Raw genomic sequence first — 26,541 nt, 5'->3', positions numbered from 1 at the left:
TATTTGTTGGGAATGAAAATCCAAACGCTCGTGGCATGGTTTTTGTCAGTATAAATGCCTTCATGATATGTTACATGATCTTCAGAGCTTTACCCGTTGAAGGCGAAGTGCATTCAATACGACTGATACAGAACTGAAAGCCATGGCAGCACCAGCTAACCAGGGGGCAAGCAGTCCGATTGCCGCAATTGGTATCCCGATTACATTGTAGGCAAAAGCCCAGAATAGGTTTTGTTTGATATTCCGCATCGTTTTCCTGCTCATGAGGATTGCATCAGCAATACTGTTCAAATCACCCCGGATCAAAGTGATATCGGCAGCTTCCATGGCTACGTCCGTCCCGGTTCCTATGGCCATTCCTATATCGGCTAGTGCCAGCGCGGGAGCATCATTTATACCATCTCCGACCATTGCCACTCTTTTACCGGCTGCCTGCAGTTTTTTCACTTCTTCCGCTTTCCCTTCAGGAAGGACTTCTGCAATCACTTGGTCAATGCCCACTTGATTGCCGATGGCATTTGCTGTCCTTTGATTATCCCCGGTTATCATGATGACCTGGATATCCATTGCTTTCAACCTTTTAATCGCCGTTAGCGAGGTATCTTTTATCGTATCGGCAACGGCAATGAGGCCTGCATATTCACCTTCAATGCTAGCGAGCATTGCTGTCTTCCCTTGCTCTTCAAAAGCTTCCATCGCTGTAAGGGCATTAGTAATATCCACGTTATTTTGCTTCATCAATTTACGCGTTCCTACGTATAATACTTTTTGATCCACTACAGCTCTCACGCCGTATCCAGGAATCGCTTCAAATTCCTCAATCGCAGCAAGTGATATCTGTCTTGCTTGAATTCCTTGAACGATTGATTGCGCAAGAGGGTGTTCAGATTGTTTTTCAGCTGCGCCGATTAGAGATAAAAACTGTTCTTCTTCCATACCGTTCTCGATGAGGACATCGGTCAACACTGGGGTACCATTTGTCACTGTTCCCGTTTTATCCAAAATGACCGTATCTATATGGTGTGTGGTTTCCAAGTGTTCCCCGCCTTTAAATAAAATACCGAATTCAGCGGCCCGACCTGATCCTGCCATGATGGATGTTGGAGTGGCCAGACCTAAAGCACATGGACAGGCTATGACTAGCACTGCAATCATCGCTTCAAAAGCTGGTGTGAATTCTCCAGGGTTAACCCATATCATCCAAACCAGAAAAGTTAAAAGGGCGATTCCGACAACAATGGGAACGAAGACACCGGAAATTTGGTCAGCAAGACGTTGAATCGGGGCTTTGGACCCTTGAGCATCTTCAACCACTTTTATGATTTGAGAAAGAGCTGTATCCCTTCCAATCTTTGTCGCTTTCATTTTGAGAAAACCATTCTTATTCAATGTTGAACCGATCACAGTATCCCCGTTTGTTTTATCCACCGGAATGCTCTCACCCGTTAACATGGATTCATCAACGGCAGAGTTCCCTTCGACTACTTCTCCATCGACAGGGATCTTTTCACCCGGCTTCACCAATATCGTATCTCCCACGATGACTTCCTCAAGTGGTATTTCGCGTTCTTCCCCGTTCCTTAACACCAGTGCCGTTTTGGCCTGAAGCCCCATCAATTTTTTGATGGCCTCGGAAGAACGTCCTTTTGCTTTTGCTTCAAAAAGCTTCCCTAATAGAATGAGGGTGATAAGAATCGAACTAGTTTCGAAATATAGTTGTGCCGTATTGTGATGGGATCCCATCGAGATGATCGCCTGATAAACACTGTAAAAATAGGCAGCGGATGTTCCCATTGCGACTAATACATCCATATTGGCACTTTTATTTTTCAAGGCTTTATAAGCCCCAACATAAAACTGCTTTCCAATCAGAAATTGCACTGGGGTGGCGAATGCCATTTGCACCCAAGGATTCATGAGGAAATCAGGCATATAAATAAACGAAGTAAAACTAAAATGACTTACCATCGCCCATAACAATGGAAATGATAATATGACCGAAAGAATGAATGTATTCTTTTGTTTTTGAATTTCTTTTTGACGGAAATCCACGGATTCCGTGTTATCTTCCTTGATGATCGCCCCATACCCTAACTTCTCCACCCGTTGAATGATGTCAACTGGGGAGGCTTCGGAAGGATCATATTCGACTGTCGCATTTTCAAGCGCAAGGTTCACATTGGCCATGCTTACTCCATCAAGCTTATTTAACCCTTTTTCAATTCGGTTAGCACAGGCAGCACAGGTCATGCCTGTAATCGTAAATTCCTTTTTCTCTTTTACTACATCATAGCCAAGATCTTGAATTTTCTTTTCAAAGTCCTTGTTGCTTAATTTTTCCGTATCATATTTAATGACCGATTTCTCAAGAGCCAAATTAACGGTGGCTTCCTCAACGCCTTCCATTCGGTTTAACCCTTTTTCAATCCGGTTTGCACAGGCAGCGCAAGTCATACCTGTAATCTGCATTGTTGTTTCTTTTATTTGGCCGCTCACATCATCCCCGCCTTCCTATACCGCTATGGGGTATATTTTTTTGTAAAAAAAAGTGCTTAACAGCACTCCCATGACTTATTCGACATCGTAGCCTTGATCATCGATTGTTTCTTTTATTTTCTCAAGTGATACTTTTTCCTTATCAAACGCTACATCTACTTTTCCTGCGTCCAAATGTACTTTTACGCTTTCAACACCTGCAAGTTTTCCTACATTCCCTTCAACTGCATTCACACAATGACCACAAGACATTCCACTTACACTCAATGTTACATTTTCCATTTCAACATCTACTCCTTTATTTTTTCATTAATTTTTGTATCGTTACAAGCACTTCATCTATAACCTCTGTATCCCCTTCATTCAGGCGTTCGACCACACAATTCCTTAGATGGCCTTCCAATAATATCTTGGCTACACTATTCATCGCGCTTTGTGTAGCTGCTATTTGGGTAATCACATCATCACAATACGTATCTTTTTCAATAAGACCCTTTATACCGCGAATTTGACCTTCAATTCGATTTAACCGGGTCGTTAAATTCTTTTTTACTGCTTCTGAGTGATGACTTCTTCGGCCGTGGGAAGAGGTCGTACAGCATTCTTCTTCATTCACAGAATCTTTACCATTCAACATTTCATCCATTTCCCATCCCTCCTTGAAATTAATATACCATACCCTCCTATCCTATGAAAAGAGAAAAGCTATTGTGTCAATATTTCTTTATTTTTTGCTTTTTAAGTATATCCTATTCCTTAGTCTGTTTAACAAAACTTATTCGAACTTGAAGGTGTGAAGATGGGGATCACACAGTTAGGAGTGGAATTCGCAGGTTCCTCACAAATTGTAGATCCCTTGGGAGACGTTGTTCAGAAATTAGATCAAGAAGTTGGTGAATTAAAGGCAACTTTAGATTTAAAGAAAGTACCGCAAATAAGAAAAGAAGTTCCTTTATTCGATTCCAGAGTGCCAGAGAAATATAGAAAGTTATAAGTAGGCGGCTACTGCATAGTTCAAACTTTGAAGAAGCTTTTTAGGTTTAATAATATTTCAGCTTGTTAGACCTAGAGTTTTATTTTCATAGTAGTTTAATAAGCAATAAATTTACAAAAAAAAAACCCTTTAACTCCCAGAGGGTTTGTATCACTTTGTATCCGAGTTCCTAACACAATATGCAATGAAATTAGGATCATATACTTTTCTGTTCTCTATCTTAAGGCTACCTAAACTCCCTTAAAACTTTTTTTATATTTTCTAATTTCTGGTGATTTAGTTTCAGCATTCCATGCCCTTCTTGAGTCTTTGGTTTGCCCAGCGAAACTGTATTATTTATGAGTTCATTAAATTCTTCTAACTCTGTTAATTTACGGCCAAGTATTGTTTCAAATTTATTTATCAAAAGCGCAACAGCCCCTGACACATGTGGGGCAGCCATGGATGTACCTGATAAGACGGCAAATTGGTTACCAGGAAAGGTTGATACAACTTTCTCCCCAGGGGCTACTAAATCCACTTCACCATTAGAATTACTAAATCTGGAAATACGTTCACGCCGGTCAACTGAGCCTACTGCCACAACTTCCGGATATGCAGCTGGATAACTGTACTCGTTTGTTTCGGCCTTACCATCGCCTTCATTTCCCGCGGCACACACGACCATTATATTAGATTGAACGGCGTTTATAATCGATGAATGTAAGGCCGGATCATTATCCGGTCCCCCTAATGACATCGAGATAACCCGTACTTTTTCGCCATTAGGACCTGTCCAATTGACAGCGTAATTAATAGCTGACGTAATGTTTTCTGTTGTTCCTTCTCCTGATCCATTTAAAACCTTAAGTACCAGCAACTTCGCTTTAGGTGCTGCACCTACAACTCCAAAACCATTTTCTGCTGCTGCAATGGTTCCGCAAACATGAGTCCCGTGTCCGTTATTATCGGCAAATTTGACAGGATCACCATAATAATCGTCCGTGAAATTATATCCACCAATAATTTGATCAATCAAATCAGGGTGATCTGACTGGCATCCTGTATCGATTACGGCTACTACTATGTTCTCACCCTTAAACCCTTCTCTCCAAATAGAGCGTGCACGAATCATTCTAATACCTCGTGGAACTTCCAAGGTATTTTCTGTTATTCCTTCTACTTGGAAGGGTACTAATTGAACATTTGGCAATTCTAGCCTCTCCCTTCATATTAACCCTAAGACGGGCAGAAACACCTCCTTTTGTAATAACAATTGAGGGGAATCCACACTTAAAACCCGTTTAGGAACGCTGAATCCAATAACATTGATTACAGCCTTTCTTTATCCTATGAATGGAGACAAGCTTTTGCTATAAACCTTAGTCTAATTTGATATTTTAGTTTACTAAAACAAAATACATTTAATTGAGATGGAGTAGATATATCACCGTTTACAAATCCTTAGTAAAAAGAAGAAATGGAAATCTATAATCTTCAGAACCTTAGCAAAAATAGTAATTACATAAACGACCTTATTGGAAAGGAAAAAAAAGGTACCTCCTCGGCAGCTTTTGCACTTCCATTATAATAACCAATATAGACTTACATTTATTATGCATATATTCAAATATGGACTAGGTAAAGGGTAAATAATTGATGACTAAACAAACCCTTTTTAAAGGAACTACAATTTTCATTATAATGATATCGAGATTCGCCAAGGGATTAGTAAACTTAGCATCTCCCTCTAACAGGTTGGGGGATATCCATCCATCAAGGCCATTCATTCTTTAGTTAATTTTTCAACTATTTTATATTGTATATATGATTCTGTTCCTGTTTTTCGTAAATTTGCTGATAGCTGCGTACACACTCAATTATTACTCTTTTTGTATGTCTTCCCAAGGTTCAAATGAAAAAGGAATTCCAATCATTTTAGCAGTCAATTCATCATAGGAAAACTAAATATTTTTTTGAAAACTCCTTTAAGGAGCGTTTTCCCATCGCTCTTAATGCCATTTTCATTTCTTCTATACTTGCTGTAAAGAATTTCTCTGCTGCTTTTACTCCATCTTCTATCTTAAATTGATCCTTGAATTCACCTTGATTCCAAACAACTTGTGTAGGTGGTTCAAAGGGAAGAGCATTCAATGCTTGACTATGTGAGACAGCAAATAATATGGCAGATCCTACATAAACAGCATCAGCACCGAGTGCAAGTACTTTTAAAAAGTGCCCAGGTACTATTAGCCCTTCTGAGACAATTAAACTAATTTGACCCTTCATTTTTCTCGTTTCTAAATGATTAACAGCCCGGACAACTGCATGTAATGTCGGTATTCCCATGTCATCTGATAAAATGGGTAGTAGTGCACCGTGTGTGGCAGCTTGGCCGCCGTCAATCGTAATGAAATCAACACCGAGTTCAATCAAATGGTCTATATCTTCTTCAATTTTTCCACCTGCCCCCATTTTCACACCAATGGGAACACCACCAGTTATGCTCCGAAGTTCATTAACAATTTTTTTAATATCTTTCAATGTTTGATTTTCAAAAAAATGTTCAAAAAGACTCCATCCTCATTCTCTTTAAGCACCGCCACTTCATGAGCCCGACCTGTTAAATTTTTGGGTAAAATTTTTCCACCCATTCCAGCTAGTGCGCCTTGTCCGAACTTAATTTCTATCATGTCGGCACGTTTAATAAGATCTTCTTCCTTTGACCATTCTGTTTTTGAAAACAGTAAAATATTTTTCCTGCTTTATCTAATTCTTCAGGTATTACTCCGCCTTCTCCGGAATTAATCGCGGTTCCTACATTTTTTGCTGCTTCCGCCAAAGAAAGCCTTGTTTGTTCACTAAGTGCGATACCATAGGTCATCCCTGTAATCATAAGAGGAATTTGGTTTTTTTTGCTTTTTGGTCCAATGGTTACCTTAACATCAACGTCGTCTTCACCATCAATAGGAAATGGTGTCGTTTAAGCAGGGATAAAGGTAATTGGATCCAAATGCGGCCATTTTTTTGAAGAGCCAAGTGGTCGATGCAGGACGTCACCTGCTTCAGAACTAGTTTGTTTTTTTAAAAAATTAATCTTATATTCGTTCATACAACTTTATTAGAGACATACCATTATTTTTGTTGTAAAACGCATTGTGTTTAACGAATACTAGAGTTATGTAATTTTATTAGGTACATCAGGGAAAAAGTCTAGCTTCAAAGCATAAAACCGTGTTTTTTGCTCTGATCTTATACTATTGCCACATTTTTTTATTTAAAGACACTGGTTAAATGCTGTTGATTTTTCACAAAGAAAAAAGGACCATATTAATAGGGTCCTTGTGAAACATCTTCTTCAACAAACGCAAGGTTGGTTCTATAGAAATTATTAAAAAACAGCGCGATTTGTTTTACTAAAATTTTAAAAAAGAGTGTAATCAATCACTTTTTTTGTAGTATCATTTAGGTCTTGTAGCTCTTATTTTCGCACTTTCACCTAGCTCACGCGAAAACTCTTCATTCACACGATCCGGTTCGATTTTTAAGTTATTGGGAGTTTGAGCTAATGATTTTTTTCTGCTAGATGATTTTTGATTGTTTGATCTTCCCATAATATTGCCTCCTAACTATATTTTAATCTTTATTAGTATGGCTAAGAATCACATTTATATATCTTTAGATTTGTTCATGAACGACTTTTTTCCTTATAAAATTTTTTTGGGACTGCTCCTTCTTTTACTACTACGCACCTGATAGTTCTATAAGAAAAATTTAAATTTAAGCTGAAGAGTTTTCAGTAATGACTTTTTCATTGCCTCTACAAAGTTCTTCAGTGTTTCATCAGATAATTCTAACAAGGAAAGATAGGGATTTAAATCTTCTAATTCAACTAATAAAAGTTCACCTTGTTCATTCCGACAAACATCAACTCGTTAAATCCCCCAATCAAGATTATTCCATTCAAAAAATTTGTTTGCAAAAGTTAAATCTTCTACAGTAGGTGCATATTCTTTTAATTCCCATCTTTGATCTTTATCTGGTGCATAAAGAGCATACTGAAATTCTTTATCGATAAAATAAAATGAAACCTCATACTCAAAGTTGATAAATGGTTGTACTAATGTGTTTTTTGATTCTGAATCAACTTTATCACTCAATTCATCTTTCGTTACAAATTCCAAACCGATTGAATCTGCACCATCTTTTGGCTTTACAATATACGTCTCTACATTAGGGAGTTTATCTAAAGAATCAAGAGTTTCTATAGTTGGAATAACAGGAAATTGAGCATTCATTAGTTCAATTAAGTATTCCTTCCCGTTCATATCAGACTCTCCGTTAAATGAATTGTATGTTTTCAAAATATCCAGAAACTACTCTATTGCGGAATGCTTGATACGTATCCTTAAAATTCGCTACTGGACCAGCATTTCGAAATACTATTAAGTCAAAATCTTTTTCAAACGTTTCAGTGTCTTCAGGATGACAAATGCCCAACTTAAAATCTTCTCTAAGCTTCGAAGTAAGGAACAAATCCTCCTCATAATAATTTCTTCCTTTTGCTTCATAGTATAAATCTGTTACGAACAATAGTGTGTTCATTAACCCTCACCTGCTTTACATTTATTTTCATTGATTTAAAAAGGATTTAAAAACAAAAAAGGGCTGTCCTAAAAGTCAGTAAAATGACTTTTAGGGGCAACCCTTTTTCGTATTGGCTTGGTGATACTTCTTTAAGGGGTACCACCATATTTTTAAGTCATTACCATGATCGAGAAGTTTGGACTCCACTCTTAAGAACGTAAATGCGGAACCCATATATCCTCAAATCCAAAAAAGCTAATTAAAAACCGGAACTTGATTGGATAATGGGAATATTACTGTTCTTTTGAAATATTATTATTCCTTTTCTTTTTCAATAAAAGAATGATGGCAATGATAAAGGCAACTGCGCTATATATCCAGGTATACATAAAGGCAAGACCCAATCCTATATTTGCATCCATATAATCGTTTTTTACATGATCTATGGCTAAATATAAAAGCGGTGCAGCTCCAATGATGAATAGGATGACAAAGAGAACATTCTTTTTCGGATTCCTGCTTGATAAAATAATAATGATGAAGGATAGCAAGAGAAACGCTTCTGAAGCTATCGTCAACGTTACCAGATTGCTCATTATAGTTCACTCCTAATCGCGGTTTCATAAATGGAATATATTTATGTTCCCTTATATCTATGTTACTTTTCTTTCCTTTTTAATTAATCTCAAAATATTTTTTATTTGAATGGTATTATCTTATTAAAAAACCTGAATACCTTCAACAGGAATGAAGGATCCAGGTTTCATGTTAATTTTTCTTTGATAATTGCAAGGCATTCTTGATGCTTTTCAGTGATTTTGAGCTTCCGTACATCAAGACTCCACCACGATAGATTTTTGCCCCGATTATTCCTAGTAAAACAATGGTTAAGATCAACACAGCAATGCTGATGGCGATTTCCCAGAATGGAACTTCAAGCATCCCTACGCGCAAGAACATGATCATTGGCGTGAAAAATGGAATGAATGATGTAATCGTAATATAACTCGCTGACGGATTCCCCAGTCCAAACATCGCAATCATGAAGGCAATGACGACTAACATGGTCATCGGTGAAATCATTTGCTGGACATCTTCAATTTTGCTCACAACGGACCCAAGACATGCCGCAAGAGTCGCGTACAGAAAATAACCAAGCAAAGCGAAGATGATCGCATAAATGATTGTTGAGATATCGGTGCTTCCGAAACCGAAAAATGAAAAGAATCCTTCATCCATACCTGTCAAGTTTTGTTTAATCGAGAAATAGCCCACTCCAAAAAATAAAATCATTTGCGTAAGACTAAGCAAAGCAACACCCATTATTTTGGCAAACATCTGTGTGACTGGCGGGACACTTGAAATCAGGATTTCCATGACCCGTGATGTTTTCTCAGTAGCCACTTCCATTGCAATCATCGTTGCATACATCAATACACCGAAGTAAATGACGAATAGGAGCACATACACGAGACCGCGTGCTTGGTTGAGATCCTCTTCCGTTTTTGCATTTTTCTGAAGCGCAATCGTATCAAATGCTGGCGGCGTATTCAATTGAGCGATTTGCTGCTCTGTCAAATTCAATTCCTTCGCAGTTATTTGACCCTTCAATTGGGTAAGCGCTAAAAGCAAATCATTACTTACCGCAGAATCTGAAATTTGATTCGCTTTATACGTTCCCTTGAAGCCGACGGCTTCGTCCTTTTCGATTAACAAATAACCAACGATTTCTTCTGCGCTGACCATTTCCTCCGCTTCCTTTTCATCCTGGGCGGATATTATCGATAGGTCATCGTTCACACCTGCTACCGCTTTTTTATAAGAATCAAATAAGCTACCTTCAGTCTTATCGATGACGGCAACCTTTTCCTGATCATCACTGTCGAATTTATCAATAAGATTCGAAATATTCGTAAGGACAAGAATCAGGGCCATCATAATGATTGTAGAAATGATAAAGGATTTCGTTTTTAATTTTGATAGATATGTATGGGAAAGGACAATCCAAAAGTTATTCATAGACGGCACCCACTTTTTCAATGAAAATATCCGTCAGCGATGGTTCTTCCAATTCGAACTTCCGGACGAAACCTCTTGGAACAAGATCACGAATCATGTTCTCAGCCACATCTTCACCAGTGACTTGAAGAATTTTTCCTTCCATCGTGTTCTTTACTTTTGTTACACCTGAATAATTATCCAAAAAGGATAAGTCAAAATCAGCTTTAATTGACACATTCTTTTTACCAAAAGAACGCTTGATTTCTTTTAATTTTCCAGACACAACTGGAGAACCTTTATGCATGATGCAAAGATGCTCACACATCTCCTCAACATGCTCCATGCGATGGCTCGAGAAAACGATTGTCGTACCGCTGTCCCTTAAGTCGATGACGGCTTTCTTCAGTATTTCCACATTCACGGGATCCAGTCCGCTGAAGGGTTCGTCAAGGATAAGTAATTCAGGTTTATGGATCATGGATGCAATCAGCTGGATTTTTTGTTGATTTCCTTTTGAAAGCTCTTCAACTCGCTTATCGATATACTCGGGTACCATAAAGCGGTCTAGCCAATACTCCAATTCTTTCAAAGCATCTCGTTTGTTCATCCCTCTTAATCTAGCCAAATACACAATTTGATCACGGACCTTCAGTTTTGGATATAGTCCGCGTTCCTCAGGAAGATAGCCAATCAATGAACTTGTCGTATAATCGATTTTGTTACCATCCCAGATCACTTCCCCTTCAGTCGGGTCAAGCAGGCCGAGTATCATTCGGAACGTAGTCGTTTTCCCCGCTCCGTTCCCACCTAAAAAACCGAACATTTCTTTCTCGGGAATAGTTAAATCAAGCTGGTTGACAGCTGTGAATTCCCCGAATTTTTTCGTAACTTCTTTAATTTGTAAAGCCAATGGACAACCTCCTATTATATGATTCTTAATATATGTTACCGGAAAGGTTTTCCAATTTCAACTATCACCCAGGACTAAATAACTCTTTTTCCCTTCGATTATATGCAAATTTTCACAAATGATGTCCCCTCCACCAGTTTGCCAGGAGATCCAAAATACCTTAGCTGATTTCATGCAGATTCCCATTCGCGGATTTTCAATTACACACGATATGTCTAGTTTAATCAATGGGTAAATACTAAAAAAATTGGACGTCCCGATTAATCGATACAACCTGAATATTGAAGTTGAATTCGCAGCACAAACAGGACGACCTTGAAAAAGACAAAACAGTCGAAAAATCAAAACTTAATGGAAATTTACTTCCTAATATTCAAACTTAGTTAAATTAATTACGATCCCTAACAAGAGCTGACAATCACAAAAAATGTCAAAAAAAATACCACTTCAATAGAAGTGGTACAATCCTTGGTAACCCTTATATAACTGGTTTCAAATAAAAAATTTGATGACCTGTGATGAACTCTCCCCAGGACCCACCACCACTTTCTGCAAGAAAGTGACTCAAGACATGATCCCCACCCACGTTTTCACAGCCGTCGCTAAAATCAATAAAGCCAGTATGACTTGCAGGACTTTTACATTCATTTTTTTACCGGCCATCGCCCGAAGCGGAGATGCTATTAAACTTGCAACCACCATGATTAATGCTGGATAGTAATCAACTTGTCCCGTTGAGATTTTCCCTACTGTTGCACCAATGGATGAAATGAAAGTGATGGCTTATGAAGATGCAATTGTTACCCTGGTTGGTATTCTTAAAACGATAAGCATGATCGGAACTAATAGAAAGCCCCCTCCGGCACCGACTATACCGGCACCTAAACCAACGATTAAGGCAAGGATGGCAGCAAGCCATTTGTTGAAGGTAACTTGATCCAAAAGAATGTCATCTATCCCTTTCTTCGGTATGAACATCATGACAGCCGCTATCAACGCCAAAACTCCATAGACGATATTCACTCCGTTTTCCGACATCGATTGTGATCCAAAACTTCCAACCACACTTCCAATTAACACACTGATCCCCATATAGAGAATAAGCGTTTTATTTAAATGTCCGCTTTTACGATAGCTCCATATACCTCCGATGCCCTTATCCGGATACATAGTATTTGTCATACTGGCGATCAGCAAATGCTGTGATTGTGGCTTTCAATTAAAGCATGCTATGAAAATGATTGCGACTCATGGTTCTGGTGCTTTATTTTATTTAGCGAATCACGAAGGAAGAGGTATCGGAGAAAATGTAGGACCAGCAAATTCAGAACCATTCATCATATTTTCCGCGAAAGTATAAATTTTTCCGTCAGGACTCAATCCGACAATACGGTCATTACCGCCACCATCTTCGGCGATCCAAAGATCTCCCCAAGGTGTTATTGTAATGTTATCCGGGGCTTCTAAATCATTTTTATCCGTAGACTCATAGAATAGTTCCAAGGTGTTTGTCGCTGGAGTGTAGCGATAAACCCAGCCCAGGCGTGCTGAACCTGCACTTGTATCATCAAACCATAAAGTGCCTTCTGAAAAATAAGCCCCTTCTAAGCGGCTAAACTGAATACAGCCTTAATCCTTAGCATCTTGCTTTGCAATTTCAGGATTTTTTTTCCAAACAATCCCGAACTTTTGTCTAGTACTAAATTGACTTGCAGATGCAGCTGGTAATTAATCAATCGATGCTGCTTCAAGGATACCGCCCTTTTGCAGAGAACCTAGCTTTTGACTTCGGTCATGTGGTGTAAAACGGTACAAGAAGCTTGGACTTGCGTCTTCCGTTAAATACCAAATTCCTGTTGAAGGGTCAACATGCCCAGCTTCTTCGGAGAAATCCCATATCACGGATCGGTGTTCTTGACATTTCGTTTTCAGGATCAAGCGGATTCACTTCAAATACAAAGCCATGTCCCTTATCACGAGTTTCTTCCATTGTTAACCAAGTGCCCCATGTCGTAGCTCCACCCGCACAGTTACGAATTGTACCTGAACTTGATACATACTGATCGATGACTTTGTTATTTTGTCCAACGATTATTGTAGTTGTGCCGCCGGCAGCACAGCGCTCCAAGGTTTTTTTCCGTTTACAGGGTAATCTGAATTTGTCCCATTTTCATGGTTTCTTACAAGAATGGTTGTACCCTTTTCCCCTTCATAGGCTGCCATTCCATCGTGGGCGGAAGGGACAAGGTCACCATTAGGCATGATATCACAAGTTCGTGAAAGCATAATTCTACCCGAATCTAATGAATTTTTGGAAAGTGGAATCGGTTAAAGCCATGCTATATAATTGATCTAGAAATATTCTAGTTGTAAACCTACTCCCACTTCCTCGCCAAATAAATTAAAGGGCATGTTTTGAAGTACTTCCATTTTTCAGAGTGTTGAATACTAATAATTTAAAAATATCCATCAGTCTCAAGCATATGCTCATATTTATATGCATGATATCTTTTTAATTCGTATAATAGAATAAAGGGGAATCAAAATGAGTCTATTTTACAAAAAGAGGGAGCAGATTTGTTCTGTGGAACCAAAAGGCGAAGAAATAAACTGCTTAGCATTAAAAGTCAAAGAGATTATTCAATCTTCAGGATGTCAAAATGTAGATGTAATCTTTCTGTGCATTGGTTCAGACCGATCAGTTGGGGATTCATTAGGCCCTTTAGTCGGGACAATGCTAAAAGAACATACGGTGCCTTATCGTGTATACGGTACTTTGGAATATCCCGTTCATGCATTTAATTTAAAAGACACGTTGAAAGAAATTAAAAAACAATTCAAAAAGCCTCTTATTTTTAGTGTGGATGCTTGTTTAGGGGATCAAAACCAGGTCGGTTATGTTTTCTTGAAGAATGGACCACTTGTCCCAGGGAAAGCTTTAAAAAAAGTATTACCTGAAGTGGGAGACTATCATATTATAGGAATGGTAAATTATATAGATCCGCTGCCAACGATGCAATTTTTAAATGATACTCGTCTATACACGGTTATGAACCTGGCGAATAAAATCGTAAAAATCATTACTCAAGCGACCGGCGAGACTTCTAGACCTTATTAAAAGAATGGGCTGTCCCAAAAACCACTAATAATAATTGGTTTTGGCACAGCCCTAATTTGTTTAAGTTCGGAGAATTTATTAGATAACGTTATACTTAAATAATAGCCCCTGTCAAGATAGCAACAATGATAAGGACTAATGAACAAATTAGAGCCCATTTAAATGCATACCGCTGTAGTTCCCCGATATCTGTCTTTACCATCCCTACCAGTAAAAGAGTCGAGGCCACGAGTGGACTTAAGAAATGTACAGGCTGGCCCAGTACGGAAGCTCTGGCAATTTCTAAAGGACTCACCCCATAAACTTCTCCTGCTTCGGCAAGAATCGGCAAAACACCAAAGTAGTAAGCATCATTAGATAAAACGAACGTAAATGGCATACTTGTGAACGCAACGACCATCGGTAAAAAAGAGCCTAAAGAATCCGGAATGATGGCCACTAATGAATTTGCAATGGCGTCTACCATTTTCGTTCCGGAAAAGATCCCTGTGAAAATACCAGCCGCAAATACTAATGTGACAACGGTTATAGCGTTTCCTGCATGTGACACGATTCGCTCTTTTTGCTGTTCTAAATTAGGGTAATTAATGATCGAAGCAAGCACAAACCCGATTAGAAACAACACCGGTACCGGTACTAAGCCCATTATAAGAACGACCATTACTGTGAGCGTCAACAAAAGATTGACCCATATTAATTTAGGGCGCTTTAAATCGACTTGTATGGCGGAAGCTACCGCTGCTTCAGCAAGAGCCCCTTTCATTTCAGGTGCAGATTTGATATAAACAACGCCAAGCCTTTTGCGCTCTTTTTTACCAAGTACATAAGCGGTAAAAATAATAGCTGCTATTCCTGAGAATAGTGTTGGGATAATCGGGACAAAGAATTCATTTGCATCCAGACCTAAAGATGCTATTGCTCTAGTTGCAGGTCCTCCCCAAGGAGTCATACCACTCATAATACTGACAGCCAGCATAGAAATAGTTGCAAGAATAAGTGGATTCATACCAAGTCGTAAGTAAAGAGGCAGCATAGCGGAAATCGTAATCATATGAGTCGTGGTACCATCACCATCTAAGGCAACGGTGATTGCGATTACTGCTGTTCCTATCGCTATTTTAACCGGATCCCCTTTTACGATTTTCAACATAGTTTTAATAAGTGGATCAAATAATCCAGCGTCAATCAGAACTCCGAAAAACAAAATAGCGAACAATAGCAAAGCGGCTGAAGGTGCGACAACCTTTATTCCATCGAGCATCATATCTCCGAGCTCTGGACCAAATCCGCCAATTAATGCAAAGATAATTGGAATGACTACAAGAGAAGTAACTGGTGATAACCGTTTAGACATGATTAAATAAGTAAAAACAACGACCATTGAAATTCCAAGTAACGTTAGAATATGAATCCCCTCCTATTAAAGAAACCGCTTACAAATCAGATGAAAAGTTTGAATAGTTAAAAAATACAACATATTATTTTCTGTTTCTCTGTTGCTTTGTTTTTCTATTTTTAGAATAGTTCATATCATTAAATAAGTGAAATACATATTTTTTGTACTTTTTCGAAAAAAAAACTTATAATCCATTTTATATTAAATTAAGAAATCAAAAAAACACAATGCAATTGTCAATAATTTCATTGTGCTTTTTCGTTATAGATTGGAATTTTTATTCAAGAAATCAATAAAGTTTTTCACAGTAGAGAGTTTTAATGAATCCTGGTTATACATTAACCATGTATTTCTTAACACCGGCTTCCCATTTTTGTAGGATAACCCGTATGTATGCAAATTATCTGAAGGCTGCAGGCATATTTCTGGCAGAATAGAAACACCAAGATCATTTTTGACCATCTCTTTGCACGTCTCCTGCCGATCTGTTTCCATAGTTACAAATGGTGGCTCCGGGAATCTATCATGCCACCAGCCATTTATTAAGTTTTTTAAAGAACTGTCGGTTTTATAATTTATGAATGGAAGTTCTGGCAAATTATCCAAGTCTACCTCTTTCTTAGAAATTAAACAAAGTCTTTCTTTATGCAGTAGCGATTTGATTCCATACCATTCATAATTTCCACGCAGAATGCCTAATTGAACACTAGAGGAATCCAGAAGATGCATGATTTCAGTACTCCAGCCTGTATTCACATTAAATTGTACATGAGGATATTGTGTTGAAAACTTTTTCAATATTTCTGGTAGTTTATATTGAGCAAAGTTGCTGGAAACGCCAAGCCTTAACGTTCCTCTTACCTCATTTTTCATATTCAGCATATAATCTTTCGTTTTTTGCAACTTTTTCACCATTTCTTCCGCATAGCCCGCTAAATGTATCCCTTCTGAAGTGAACTCAATGCCTCCTTTTATTTTGAAAAATAAGTTCGTGCTAAATTCTTTTTCTAAATTTTTAAGCCGGTACGTTAACGCCGGCTGCGATATATATAAACGCTCTGCGGCACGGCTAATGTTTTTTTCTTCATAAAGTACCCTTATCGCAATCCAATCTTTTTCGTCCACTTAACCATCTCCCACTTTATAGATTATAAGTTTTTTTATCATTTTTATTAAAAAAATATGTATTTTACTTATGAACAAACTTATCATACTATATTTTCAAAGGAACCGGTAGTGCTATAAATATTGGTTGAGAAAAGGTGGTTATACAATGAAAGTACCTGTAGTTGTAATGCGCGGCGGGACAAGTAAAGGTGTGTTCCTTAACTATGAACATATGCCTTCGAATCCCTTACACTGGGAAGGTTTCTTACTTGACGTGATGGGCAGTCCGGATCGGAGACAGATTGATGGTCTTGGAGGAGCGAATTCATTGACAAGTAAAGCAGCGATTATCAAAAAATCAGATTCACCAGAATTCGATGTGGAATATACATTTGCTCAGATTAGTATCGATAATCAAATGGTTGATTTTAAAGGAAATTGTGGAAATATTTCATCTGCTGTAGGACCTTACGCAATTGAGCAAGGATTAGTCCCTGCAAAAGAACCTGTTACAACGGTGAAAATCTTTAACGTGAATACACAAAAATTGATTATTGCAGAAGTAGAGGTTGAAAATGGACATGTAAAATCAGAAGGATGTTGCTCAATTCCTGGGGTGCCTGGTAAAGGATCACCTGTCTATCTTTCTTTTACTCGTGCAGAAGGAGCAGTTACAGGAAAACTTTTCCCTACAGGAAATCCGATTGACATGATTAAAACCAAGGATCGACTAATTCAAGTTTCAATTATTGATGTTGCCAATCCACTCGTTTTTGTAAGGGCACAGGATATTGGTCTAAGCGGAAGCGAATTGCCCACTGATTATTCACAGGAAAAATTAAATGAACTGGAAGAAATTCGGTCAATTGCAGCTGAAATGTGTCAATTTTCCGATAAGAAAACAGCTACTGTCAAATCTCCTGCTGTACCTAAAATGACCCTAATTGCTCCTCCTATGGATTACGTCGATCTAAACGGATCGGAAAGAAAAGCGTCAGAGATGGATTTGATGATCCGAATGATGTCCATGCAAAAGCCCCATCAAGCGCTTGCTATTACAGGAGCCATCTGTGCAACAGCAGGGGCTTACTTACAGGAAACGGTTTTATCTGAGATGGTAAATATTAAACACGAAATTTTTCGATTAGCCCACCCGGCCGGGATAATGGAAACAAAAGTTGATTTCTTGGCAGGACACATACGCGCTATTAAAGTGGTACGCACAGCAAGAATCATTTTGGAGGGATACGTGTACACGAAAAAATATTATGAGCTTTCCTATCAATTAGCTTGATTTGAATTGATCTGCAAATTACAGCAAAAAAATTTTCTATCACTTGGAGGCTTGTCAAATGTGGGTCATCACTGTCTTTTTAAAAGAAAATATTAAAATATTTGAATTTGACACAGAAAAAGAAGCGAAAGAACTATTCAAAAATATGAAAGGCACTAAAATTCTTTCCGAAATTGTTTACTTCAATGATCCTTGTTTTGTATAAGTGAGACATCAAAAGAGCCCAGACTCTAATGTATTTCACCTAAACCATGTCTTCAAACTTAATAATAAACTAGGATTGAGAATAGAAGTGAATTTCCCCAGATAAGCTAAAACCCCTATACAAATTAGGGTACAGATACTGAAATCAAATTTTTATGGTTACTATAGTATTTAAAAAAAGCTAATTACTATCTATCATTTTGTTTAGAGAAAAATACCAGTAAACAAATCCACTACCCTTTTTCATGCTGAATTTTAGCATCGGAGTGATCAACAGCAATATAACTGGTAAATTGATAAGTTAGAACTGGCTTCATGCACGTTAATGCCCATCTGATCCATTCAAGCTGGTGCTAAACTCGAAAAGCTAGTAATGAAGAATCTTATTGTCTGGCCATCAGGACGCTTAAAGCTATACAATCACTCCACCTGAAAAAATTCCAATAGATAAACTGTTACTAAGTTTGACCTTTTATATACCTATATGATATGAGTTTTAGTCAAAGCATACAGAATTTTTATATTTTAAAATACCAAACAGCCAAGGACATTTTTAAGCCTTGGCTATTTTTCATTCTTCTACTACACGTAACTCTATTATTTTTTGGACACATTCTTATCTAATAAACCATTCATGGAAAAGACTCAGTGATTATTGATCGTTTCAACCTTTTCTTGAGTATAGCGGGCTGCGGATGAACCAGCTAATTTTCCAAAGACTGCTCCAGACATTAACCCGGATCCACCAGGATAGTTTTCATAAAAAATCCCCCCAATCATTTCACCAGCCGCAAAGAGACCTTTTATCGGTTGTTCTTCTTTGTCTAACACATGACCCGTTGTATCTACATGCAAACCACCGAACGAGAAGGTGATTCCGCACGTTACAGGGAAAGCATAGAATGGACCTTGTTCAATTCGAAGTGCCCAGTTGGATTTAGGAGGGGTAATTCCTTTCGTTCCTTTGCCATCTTTCTCTGCGGGTCTATACTCGCCATCTTGTACGGCACTGTTATACTCTTCGATCGTTTTAAGAAATTGTGTTTGATTGACCGGCAGTAAACTAGCCAACTCCCCAAGAGTATCTGCTTTATAAATAGTCGCTTCTTCAAGGTCATATTCTTTACGCAGCATCGGGCGTACCTGTGCATCATAAATTTGATATGCCACATGTCCAGGCTGTTTTAGTACCTCACGGCCGTATTTGGCATAGGTGTAATTTCGCAAATCTGCTCCTTCATCAACAAACCGTTTCCCTTCATTATTAAGCATGACGCTGTAAGGATAAGAATGCTTTTTAAAAATATCTCCCGGCTTCGTGAAGTCTCCTACTTTTGGCGCATTATAATCTGTCCCAATAGAATGACATCCAGACCACTGCCCAAATTTTTCAGCCCCAACTGCCATAGCCATGGAAATGCCGTCTCCTGTGTTGAACTCGGTTCCACGAACAATAGCCGCTTCCCATTCTTCACCAATATTTTCACTTCTCATTTTCTTATTGGCTTCAAAGCCGCCACAAGCCAAAATCACACCGGATGTCTGAACAGTTACCATTGTATGATCGTTCTCAACAACGACACCGGTTATTGTGTTATGCTCTGATACTAGCTCCACAGCACGTGAATCGTACCAAACGTCGATGCCGATTTCTTCTGTCCGCGCAAAGAGCTGTCTCATTAAGCCAACGCCTTTATCCTCCGTTTTGATAGGCAGTCCCCCCCAGAAATTGCGCTTTCCATCTTGTACGAAAGATTGATTTTCATAATTCAATTCAAATTTTATTCCCTGATCACGCATCCACGTAATTGTTTCATACGATCTAGAAACCAGCTGTTTTGCTAACTCAGGATTACTTTGTCCACCTGTTACTCGCATTAGATCATTGTAATAATCGGATTCCGAGTATTCAGGCATTACAATTAAATCGGATTCTTCATCTGTTAATTCAGGTATTATATTTCTGATTGCGTCCAAATTATTGTATGCAACACGAATGGCTCCATCCGTGAAGAAAGAGTTCCCTCCACGCTTTTCCACTGGTCCTCGTTCTAACACAAGAACTCTAGCACCTCCCTCTTTTGCTGAGATTGCGGCACATAAAGCTGCGTTTCCTGCCCCTACTACAACTACATCATAATTTTGTGTATTTGACATTTTTACCCCTCCTGTTAAGTAGTGATAACTCTTCATGTAAATAATAAGTGAAAATAATGAATAAAAATAATATTGTTTTTTTATTCATTGCCATAGAAAAATTTTATGAAAAAATGCAGGAAACGCAAACTATTGTGAGCTATTGATTTACATAAAAAGATAGATTTCTTTTATTCATTAGTTGTATTATACTTTTAGAAATCAAATAAATTATTATTATTTACAATTACCCATAAATATTTTTTATGGTTAAAGGAGAAAAATTTTATGGATGAAAAAGACTGGCTTATTTTAATTACTCTATACGAAGAAAGAAATATAACAAAGGCAGCACAACGACTATTTATTTCTCAGCCAGCTTTATCCTATCGTATAAAACAGCTGGAAAAAGAGTTCAAAACAAATTTAATCTCTAGAGGCAAAAGAGGTGTCGAGTTTACAATTGAAGGGGAATACCTAGTTAAATATTCGAAAAATATGCGTAAGCAATTAGGAGCTGCAAAAGAACACATTTCAAATTTGGATAAAAAAGTAAAAGGAACTTTGCGATTGGGTGTATCTGGCTTGTTTGCCCGATATAAACTGCCAGTATTATTAAAAGAATTTCTAACCCTATATCCAGAGGTTGAAATTAGTTTGAAAACTGGATGGAGTTCTCAAATTCATCAAATGCTTCAAAAAGAAGAAGCACACCTCGGGATAGTTAGAGGTCCTTACAAATGGCAGGAAAATAAAGTGTTATTTCAAGAAGAAAAGATTTGTATTGCCTCCAGTAAAAAAATTGAATTAAAAGAACTTCCTTTTCTTCCTAGAATTAATTATCAGACAGACCAATCGTTAAGGAATACTATTGAAAACTGGTGGCAGGAAACATTTGCGGTACCACCTAAGATTTCAATGGAGGTAGATCGGATTGAAACATGTAAAGAACTGGTTCTTAATGGTTTAGGATATGCCATTTTACCAGAAATCTGTATTAAAAATGATGAACCACTGTATACTTTCCCTATTGTATTAAGCGATAATAGCTATTTGCTTAGAGAAACTTGGGTTTTTTATCGTGATGTGACTATGGATTTGGCACAAGTAAAAGCATTTATTGATTTTCTTAATGATTCTAAACAATAGAAATAAGACGAATCGAAATAAAACTAGTACAAAGGAAGAGAATTAATATGAAAAAGTGGGATTTAAATAATGCAAGCAAGACAACCCAATTTTCAGCTGCACTTCTAACTGCTTTTATTGGAGGCGGCCTTTTCACTCTTATCAGATTGCCAATCCCCTGGCTTCTAGGTCCAATGGCAGCCCTATTAATTGCATCACGTTTCAAAAACGTTAATTTAATTTGGCCCGTTTCGATGAGAAATACTGGATTAATTATTGTAGGTTATTCAATTGGCATCTCTTTTACCAAGAGCTCACTGTCTGACATGATTAGTCACCTTCCCTCAATGTTAATCCTTACAACCTTAATTGTCCTTGTGTGTGTATGTTCGGCTTTTGTTATGTCAAAATATTCCAGCATTGACTATCCTACATCCTTAACGAGTAGTATTCCTGGAGGTTTGTCACAAATCGTTGTGTTTGCAGAAGAAATGAAAGGTATTGATATTACGACAGTAACCTTTTTCCATGTTACAAGAGTGATAATGGTTGTTTTCTTAGTTCCCCTTTTAATTTTCAGTCCCATTTTTGCAGCGAAAAGTACCAATGGCTCATCTAAAATAATGGATAACGTTATTCCAGAGTGGAGTGATTTATTTCCTCTTATCTTTCTGTTCGCGCTTATTTGTTTTCTCGCAGCAAGAATAGGTAAAATATTTAAACTACCAGCTCCTTACTTTTTAGGACCAGTAATCGTTGCTGCTGCAATAGGTCTTTTAGGTTTGCAGGGACCACCACTTCCTCCTTCACTTCTTGATATATCTCAATTTATGGTTGGCGGTTATATCGGTTTACTATTAAAACCGGAACAACTTGACAACAAAAGAAAAACCTTATTATTGGCTTTGCTGAACGGACTAATTTTGATCTGTGCAACAATGTTTTTTAGTTTTCTACTGACCCATTATTATGATTTATCGACTATTACGGGTTTTTTAAGTTTAGCCCCTGGTGGAATGGATCAAATGGGAATCATTGCACAAGAAGTCAATGCTGATGTATCTACTGTTACCAGCTATCAACTATTTCGGATGGCTTTTATTTATGCCGCAGTGCCTCCATTGCTAAGAATGGTATTAAAATTAAGTTTAAGAAAAAAAGACAAGAACAGTAACGTAAAACTAAATGTTAAATAAAAAAGAAGAGAGAGCTTTACTCAAGGACACTGAAAAAGTCTGATTTATAAAGAAAAGAGGGTTATCATCCACAATATTTAGATGATGACCTTCTTTTTAAATACTAAAAATATCATTAAACTTTTAAAATATTTCGTAATTTAATCATTTATCCTTTGGCTTTCTTTGCTCTACTCCCGATTCTTTTTAAAGAATAAATTATTTTGATACCAATACAAAAAAAATATGTATTTAACTTATTGTTCTCTCTGTATTACCTTTAATAAAGAAAAGCGCTTAGCATAGTGTAAAACTAATTAATCTACCGATTAATTTTTCTGAATAGTCGCGAAATTGTTTTTTAGTCATCCAGAAATCATTTGAAAGCGCATTCAAAATATGGGAGGGGATTTAATAATGTTTGTTACAATTTTAGGCATCTCCATGGTTACCGTTTTTACCTATTTAATTATGTCCAAACGTTTATCACCCATTGTTGCTTTAACTTTAGTTCCGATCGTTTTTGCAGTAGCTGGTGGTTTTGGAAGTAAAATTGGGACTATGATGATGGAAGGCATTAAGCTAGTCGCTCCATCTGCAGCTCTATTATTATTTGCCATATTGTTTTTTGGTATTATGATAGACACGGGCTTATTTGATCCACTTATCAAAAAGTTATTAGAAGTCGTCAAGGGAGATCCTGTCAAAATTTCGATGGGTACCACAATTCTTGCATTACTCGTGGCCCTAGATGGAGACGGTACAACAACATATATCATTACTGTTTCAGCTATGTATCCACTTTATAAACGAATCGGTATGAATCCATTGGTTTTAGCCACAGTAGCCATGCTAGCTTTAAGTGTTATGAGTGGTATGACCCCTTGGGGTGGACCTGCTACCCGAGCAATAGCAGTATTGGGACTTGATGCATCCGAATTTTTTGTTCCACTTATTCCTACCATGATTGGTGGTGCTCTTTGGGTTATTTTCGTCGCATTTATTTTAGGGAAAAAAGAACGTAAACGACTGGGTGTAATACACATAGACGAGTTGAAAAATGAAATAGCTGCTACTGTAGAAAATGAAGCCACTGAAACATTTCCTTATATTGACATTAAACGTCCTCGTTTTTTGTGGGTTAACTTATTAATTGTGGTAGGCATTATGGTCATTCTTATCATGGGATTGGTACCTTCCCCTATTTTATTTTTGGTCGGTTTCGCCATTGCTTTAATGATTAACTACCCTAATCTGGAAATGCAAAAAAGACGTATCTTAGCACATTCTGGAAACGCTTTAATTGTTGTTCTATTAGTTTTTGCGGCAGGAGTATTTGCAGGAATCTTTTCCGGTACAAAAATGGTTGATGCCATTGCTAATGGACTGGTTGCGATAATACCTGCTTCATTAGGACAGTTTTTTCCTGTCATTGTTGGCATTACAAGTATGCCATTCACTTTCGTTTTATCGAATGATGCCTATTATTTTGGAGTTCTCCCTATTCTTGCAGAAGCAGCTTCAGCCTATGGTATTAGTCCGTTAGAAATTGCTCGGGCTTCTATATTGGGACAACCCGCTCATTTAATGAGCCCACTTGTTGCATCAACCATTCTATTAGTTGGCATGGTTGATAAAGACCTTGGAGAATATCAAAAATTCGCATACAAATGGGCAATCTTGACATCGTTAATCTTAACAGTATTAGCTATAATTAGTGGCGCTATTTCTTTTTTGTAAATTATAAAAGTCCTTGTATACTAATTTGCTAGGAAATATCCGCAGGTTCCTTTCCAAAAGCTAAAAGCAGTTGTATTTCTTAGGTGAAATCAACTGCTTTCATTGTTGTTTTTTATTTTTCCTATATGGAAACCTCAAAACAAAAAGACTTACCTTAAAGGTTAAAGGGTTCCGTTTTAAGGTGCTTTTCTAAAAATCCGTGCTGAAATGACAGTCGTTTTGACATCGGTATTGGTATATAAAAAAGCAAAAACTCGCCATAGTAATTGGCGAGTTTCTTTATTTGGAATACATAAACCTTATTTATCTAAACGCATCCCGTTAGACAAAATAAAGAAAGGACCAAACCCCTGTGATATCAAGGATTTGAGCCTTTGGTAGTTGATGACCTGTGAGGGATTCGAATATACAAAAAAGAATAAATGGTTTTTGACCCTAAATAGAAATATAATTTAGTAGATATATGATAAGTAAGTATGAAAAGGTGGAGTTTTATTGGATATTTTATGGTGGGGATTAACGATCGTCTTATTTGCTTTAAGTTTTGTAGGAATTGTCTATCCTATTATTCCCTCGGTTGTTGCCATTTGGGGAGGATATGCAGTTTATCAATTCCTTATTAATTCTGATGAGTTATCCTTATGGTTCTGGATCAGTATGGTTGTGTTGAGCGGTGTATTAATCGCGGCCGACATTATCGCAAATAGTTATTTTGTTAAAAAGTATGGGGGGTCAAAAACATCCGAGACAATAGCAGCTATTGCCACGATTGTTGGTTCATTCGTCTTCCCTCCTTTTGGGATAATTCTCGTACCATTTTTAGCAGTCCTCATTTCGGAATTAATCATTCAAAAAGATATAGTGAAGGCTTCAAAAGTTGGGTTTGCTACCATAATCGGTTTTTTAGGCGGCAGTTTAGCCAAAGTATTAATTCAATTATTGATGATTGTTTTTTTTATTTTAGCGGTAATTTTTTAATTATTTATCAACGGCCACATTAGGAAAAAGCTGACTTTCAACAGTCAGCTTTTTCTATTAACAGAAGTCCCATTGACTTATCTGGTACAAGATAATAAGAGAAAAAAGTGATGGAGGAAAACTTTTAGTGTGGCCTATTGTGAACAATTCTTTAACGATAGAACTCTTTTTAGAATTCTAATATTATTTTCACAACTGCTTCCTTCCCTTTCAAAGAGTACCTCAAGACATGATCCCCACCCACGTTTTCACAGCCGTCGCTAAAATCAATAGAGCCAGTATGACTTGCAGGACTTTTACATTCATTTTTTTACCGGCCATTGCCCCAAGCGGAGATGCTATTAAACTTGCAACAACCATGATTAATGCTGGATAGTAATCAACTTGTCCCGTTGAGATTTTTCCTACTGTTGCACCTATGGATGAAATGAAAGTGATGGCTAATGAAGACGCAATCGTTACCCTGGTTGGAATTCTTAAAACGATAAGCATGATCGGAACTAATAGAAAGCCCCCTCCGGCACCGACTATACCGGCACCTAAACCAACGATTAAGGCAAGGATGGCAGCAAGCCATTTGTTGAAGGTAACTTGATCCAAAGGAATGTCATCTATCCCTTTCTTCGGTATGAACATCATGACAGCCGCTATCAACGCCAAAACTCCATAGACGATATTCACTCCGTTTTCCGATATCGATTGTGATCCAAAACTTCCAACCACACTTCCAATTAACACACTGATCCCCATATAGAGAATAAGCGTTTTATTTAAATGTCCGCTTTTACGATAGCTCCATATACCTCCGATGGAAGCGAATAAGACTTGTATAGCACTTATTCCTGTCACATCATGGGCGCTAAATGCCGCTAAACCAAAGATCGGGGGAATAAACAGCAGCATTGGATAATTTATTATCGAGCCGCCGATGCCGAGCATTCCAGAAACGTATGAACCTATAAAACCAATCAAAAAGATGGTCATGATAAAGGTGATATCCATTGTAAGTGCCTCCCTTAAAAGAAGGGAACCCTATTGGTTCCCTTCCCTTTATCAGCCTTTTCTGATCCAAAATTTCAGTATATCATTTTCTTCTGCCGTTTCCACCAGTTCATGGCCACCAGATCTTGACCAAGCCGCTAAGTCGGCTTTTGCTCCTTTATCTGTTACATGTATTTCCAGCACTTGACCGGTTTGCAAATCATTCATCGCTTTTCTTGTTTTAACAATCGGCATTGGACATGCAAGTCCCTTAGCGTCTAACACTTTATCTGAATTCATATTTCTTCTCTCCTATT

General features: G+C 37.7%; 24 protein-coding genes and 4 pseudogenes. 9 read left to right on the top strand and 19 right to left on the bottom strand.

Annotated features, from left to right (window positions below):
- Nucleotides 1–81: 81 nt before the first annotated feature.
- The 3 genes from MKY17_RS11210 to MKY17_RS11200 form a co-directional block, all read right to left on the bottom strand.
- The gene (locus MKY17_RS11210; RefSeq protein ID WP_098371758.1) at nt 82–2,496 is read right to left on the bottom strand and encodes a heavy metal translocating P-type ATPase; all 2,415 of its coding nucleotides are present in this window, start codon (nt 2,494–2,496) and stop codon (nt 82–84) included.
- 75 nt (nt 2,497–2,571) lie between these two features.
- A complete protein-coding gene (gene copZ / locus MKY17_RS11205; protein ID WP_076368959.1) occupies nt 2,572–2,778 on the bottom strand; it encodes a copper chaperone CopZ in 207 nt (68 codons plus the stop codon).
- 16 nt (nt 2,779–2,794) lie between these two features.
- A complete protein-coding gene (locus MKY17_RS11200; RefSeq protein WP_286177089.1) occupies nt 2,795–3,133 on the bottom strand; it encodes a metal-sensitive transcriptional regulator in 339 nt (112 codons plus the stop codon).
- Nucleotides 3,134–3,295: 162 nt separating this feature from the next.
- Between MKY17_RS11200 and MKY17_RS11195 the strand changes: the two genes are divergently transcribed.
- On the top strand, nt 3,296–3,490 hold the full coding sequence (locus MKY17_RS11195; protein WP_098371756.1) for a hypothetical protein: 195 nt from the start codon (nt 3,296–3,298) through the stop codon (nt 3,488–3,490).
- A gap of 226 nt (nt 3,491–3,716) precedes the next feature.
- Here MKY17_RS11195 and MKY17_RS11190 read toward each other — a convergent pair whose 3' ends face one another.
- The 9 genes and pseudogenes from MKY17_RS11190 to MKY17_RS11150 form a co-directional block, all read right to left on the bottom strand.
- Nucleotides 3,717–4,682 carry a S8 family peptidase gene (locus tag MKY17_RS11190; protein ID WP_260399711.1) on the bottom strand — a complete coding sequence of 322 codons (966 nt, stop codon included), beginning with the start codon at nt 4,680–4,682 and terminating at the stop codon, nt 3,717–3,719.
- A gap of 670 nt (nt 4,683–5,352) precedes the next feature.
- A pseudogene (locus MKY17_RS11185) lies at nt 5,353–6,539 on the bottom strand (FMN-binding glutamate synthase family protein); the annotation flags it as partial.
- A 391-nt stretch (nt 6,540–6,930) separates the two neighbouring features.
- Nucleotides 6,931–7,083, bottom strand: a complete 153-nt coding sequence (locus MKY17_RS11180) for a YfhD family protein (protein WP_098373080.1) — start codon at nt 7,081–7,083, stop codon at nt 6,931–6,933.
- Between the two features lie 321 nt (nt 7,084–7,404).
- The gene (locus MKY17_RS11175; protein ID WP_339201901.1) at nt 7,405–7,797 is read right to left on the bottom strand and encodes an ATP-grasp domain-containing protein; all 393 of its coding nucleotides are present in this window, start codon (nt 7,795–7,797) and stop codon (nt 7,405–7,407) included.
- 13 nt (nt 7,798–7,810) lie between these two features.
- Nucleotides 7,811–8,074, bottom strand: coding sequence for a hypothetical protein (locus MKY17_RS11170; RefSeq protein ID WP_286178638.1), 264 nt, complete (start codon nt 8,072–8,074; stop codon nt 7,811–7,813).
- Nucleotides 8,075–8,349: 275 nt separating this feature from the next.
- Entirely contained in the window at nt 8,350–8,652 is a 303-nt protein-coding gene (locus tag MKY17_RS11165; protein ID WP_098373081.1) for a hypothetical protein, read from the bottom strand.
- A gap of 172 nt (nt 8,653–8,824) precedes the next feature.
- The gene (locus MKY17_RS11160; protein ID WP_098373082.1) at nt 8,825–10,075 is read right to left on the bottom strand and encodes an ABC transporter permease; all 1,251 of its coding nucleotides are present in this window, start codon (nt 10,073–10,075) and stop codon (nt 8,825–8,827) included.
- Nucleotides 10,068–10,967 (bottom strand): ABC transporter ATP-binding protein, encoded by a 900-nt coding sequence (locus MKY17_RS11155; RefSeq protein WP_098373083.1) that lies wholly within the window; start codon nt 10,965–10,967, stop codon nt 10,068–10,070. Before MKY17_RS11155 ends, MKY17_RS11160 begins: the two co-directional genes overlap by 8 nt.
- 564 nt (nt 10,968–11,531) lie before the next feature.
- Nucleotides 11,532–12,119: pseudogene (locus MKY17_RS11150) on the bottom strand (sulfite exporter TauE/SafE family protein); the annotation flags it as partial.
- Between MKY17_RS11150 and MKY17_RS11145 the strand changes: the two are divergent.
- Nucleotides 12,111–12,270 (top strand): annotated as a pseudogene (locus MKY17_RS11145) (GTP cyclohydrolase); the annotation flags it as partial. The pseudogenes MKY17_RS11150 and MKY17_RS11145 sit on opposite strands and share 9 nt — an antisense overlap.
- Here the strand turns inward: MKY17_RS11145 and MKY17_RS11140 are convergent.
- Together MKY17_RS11140 and MKY17_RS11135 are read right to left on the bottom strand one after the other, a co-directional pair.
- Nucleotides 12,249–13,095, bottom strand: a pseudogene (locus MKY17_RS11140) (alkaline phosphatase PhoX). The pseudogenes MKY17_RS11145 and MKY17_RS11140 overlap by 22 nt on opposite strands.
- Nucleotides 13,059–13,253, bottom strand: coding sequence for an alkaline phosphatase PhoX (locus MKY17_RS11135; protein ID WP_339201899.1), 195 nt, complete (start codon nt 13,251–13,253; stop codon nt 13,059–13,061). Before MKY17_RS11135 ends, MKY17_RS11140 begins: the two are co-directional and overlap by 37 nt.
- A 259-nt stretch (nt 13,254–13,512) precedes the next feature.
- On the opposite strand from MKY17_RS11135, the gene yyaC reads away from it, so the two are divergent.
- Complete coding sequence (yyaC, locus tag MKY17_RS11130) at nt 13,513–14,085, top strand: spore protease YyaC (RefSeq protein ID WP_339201898.1); 573 nt, start codon at nt 13,513–13,515, stop codon at nt 14,083–14,085.
- Between the two features lie 94 nt (nt 14,086–14,179).
- On the opposite strand, the gene MKY17_RS11125 is transcribed toward yyaC, so the two are convergent.
- Together MKY17_RS11125 and MKY17_RS11120 are read right to left on the bottom strand one after the other, a co-directional pair.
- Nucleotides 14,180–15,490 (bottom strand): citrate:proton symporter, encoded by a 1,311-nt coding sequence (locus MKY17_RS11125; RefSeq protein WP_339202366.1) that lies wholly within the window; start codon nt 15,488–15,490, stop codon nt 14,180–14,182.
- A gap of 252 nt (nt 15,491–15,742) precedes the next feature.
- The gene (locus MKY17_RS11120) at nt 15,743–16,606 is read right to left on the bottom strand and encodes a LysR family transcriptional regulator (RefSeq protein ID WP_034313052.1); all 864 of its coding nucleotides are present in this window, start codon (nt 16,604–16,606) and stop codon (nt 15,743–15,745) included.
- Between the two features lie 148 nt (nt 16,607–16,754).
- Between MKY17_RS11120 and MKY17_RS11115 the strand changes: the two genes are divergently transcribed.
- Both MKY17_RS11115 and MKY17_RS11110 read left to right on the top strand, forming a co-directional pair.
- On the top strand, nt 16,755–17,882 hold the full coding sequence (locus MKY17_RS11115) for a PrpF domain-containing protein (RefSeq protein WP_339201897.1): 1,128 nt from the start codon (nt 16,755–16,757) through the stop codon (nt 17,880–17,882).
- Between the two features lie 58 nt (nt 17,883–17,940).
- Nucleotides 17,941–18,087, top strand: coding sequence for a hypothetical protein (locus MKY17_RS11110; protein WP_169803979.1), 147 nt, complete (start codon nt 17,941–17,943; stop codon nt 18,085–18,087).
- 644 nt (nt 18,088–18,731) lie between these two features.
- Here the strand turns inward: MKY17_RS11110 and tcuA are convergent.
- Entirely contained in the window at nt 18,732–20,279 is a 1,548-nt protein-coding gene (tcuA, locus tag MKY17_RS11105) for an FAD-dependent tricarballylate dehydrogenase TcuA (RefSeq protein ID WP_326151647.1), read from the bottom strand.
- 231 nt (nt 20,280–20,510) lie between these two features.
- Here tcuA and MKY17_RS11100 point away from each other — a divergent pair, with 231 nt between their 5' ends.
- From MKY17_RS11100 to MKY17_RS11085, 4 genes are all read left to right on the top strand, one after another.
- Nucleotides 20,511–21,371 (top strand): LysR family transcriptional regulator, encoded by an 861-nt coding sequence (locus tag MKY17_RS11100; protein ID WP_063233361.1) that lies wholly within the window; start codon nt 20,511–20,513, stop codon nt 21,369–21,371.
- A gap of 47 nt (nt 21,372–21,418) precedes the next feature.
- Nucleotides 21,419–22,546, top strand: coding sequence for an AbrB family transcriptional regulator (locus tag MKY17_RS11095; RefSeq protein ID WP_339201896.1), 1,128 nt, complete (start codon nt 21,419–21,421; stop codon nt 22,544–22,546).
- 396 nt (nt 22,547–22,942) lie between these two features.
- On the top strand, nt 22,943–24,265 hold the full coding sequence (locus MKY17_RS11090; protein WP_098373101.1) for a citrate:proton symporter: 1,323 nt from the start codon (nt 22,943–22,945) through the stop codon (nt 24,263–24,265).
- Between the two features lie 495 nt (nt 24,266–24,760).
- Nucleotides 24,761–25,243, top strand: coding sequence for a DUF456 family protein (locus tag MKY17_RS11085; protein ID WP_098373102.1), 483 nt, complete (start codon nt 24,761–24,763; stop codon nt 25,241–25,243).
- A gap of 222 nt (nt 25,244–25,465) precedes the next feature.
- On the opposite strand, the gene MKY17_RS11080 is transcribed toward MKY17_RS11085, so the two are convergent.
- A complete protein-coding gene (locus tag MKY17_RS11080; RefSeq protein ID WP_339201894.1) occupies nt 25,466–26,245 on the bottom strand; it encodes a sulfite exporter TauE/SafE family protein in 780 nt (259 codons plus the stop codon).
- Nucleotides 26,246–26,296: 51 nt separating this feature from the next.
- Nucleotides 26,297–26,524 carry a sulfurtransferase TusA family protein gene (locus MKY17_RS11075; RefSeq protein WP_098373104.1) on the bottom strand — a complete coding sequence of 76 codons (228 nt, stop codon included), beginning with the start codon at nt 26,522–26,524 and terminating at the stop codon, nt 26,297–26,299.
- Nucleotides 26,525–26,541 lie beyond the last annotated feature (17 nt).

This window comes from Peribacillus sp. FSL P2-0133 (assembly GCF_037975445.1).
Lineage (GTDB): Bacteria > Bacillota > Bacilli > Bacillales > DSM-1321 > Peribacillus > Peribacillus simplex_E.
This window is presented reverse-complemented; position numbering and strand designations above follow the sequence as displayed.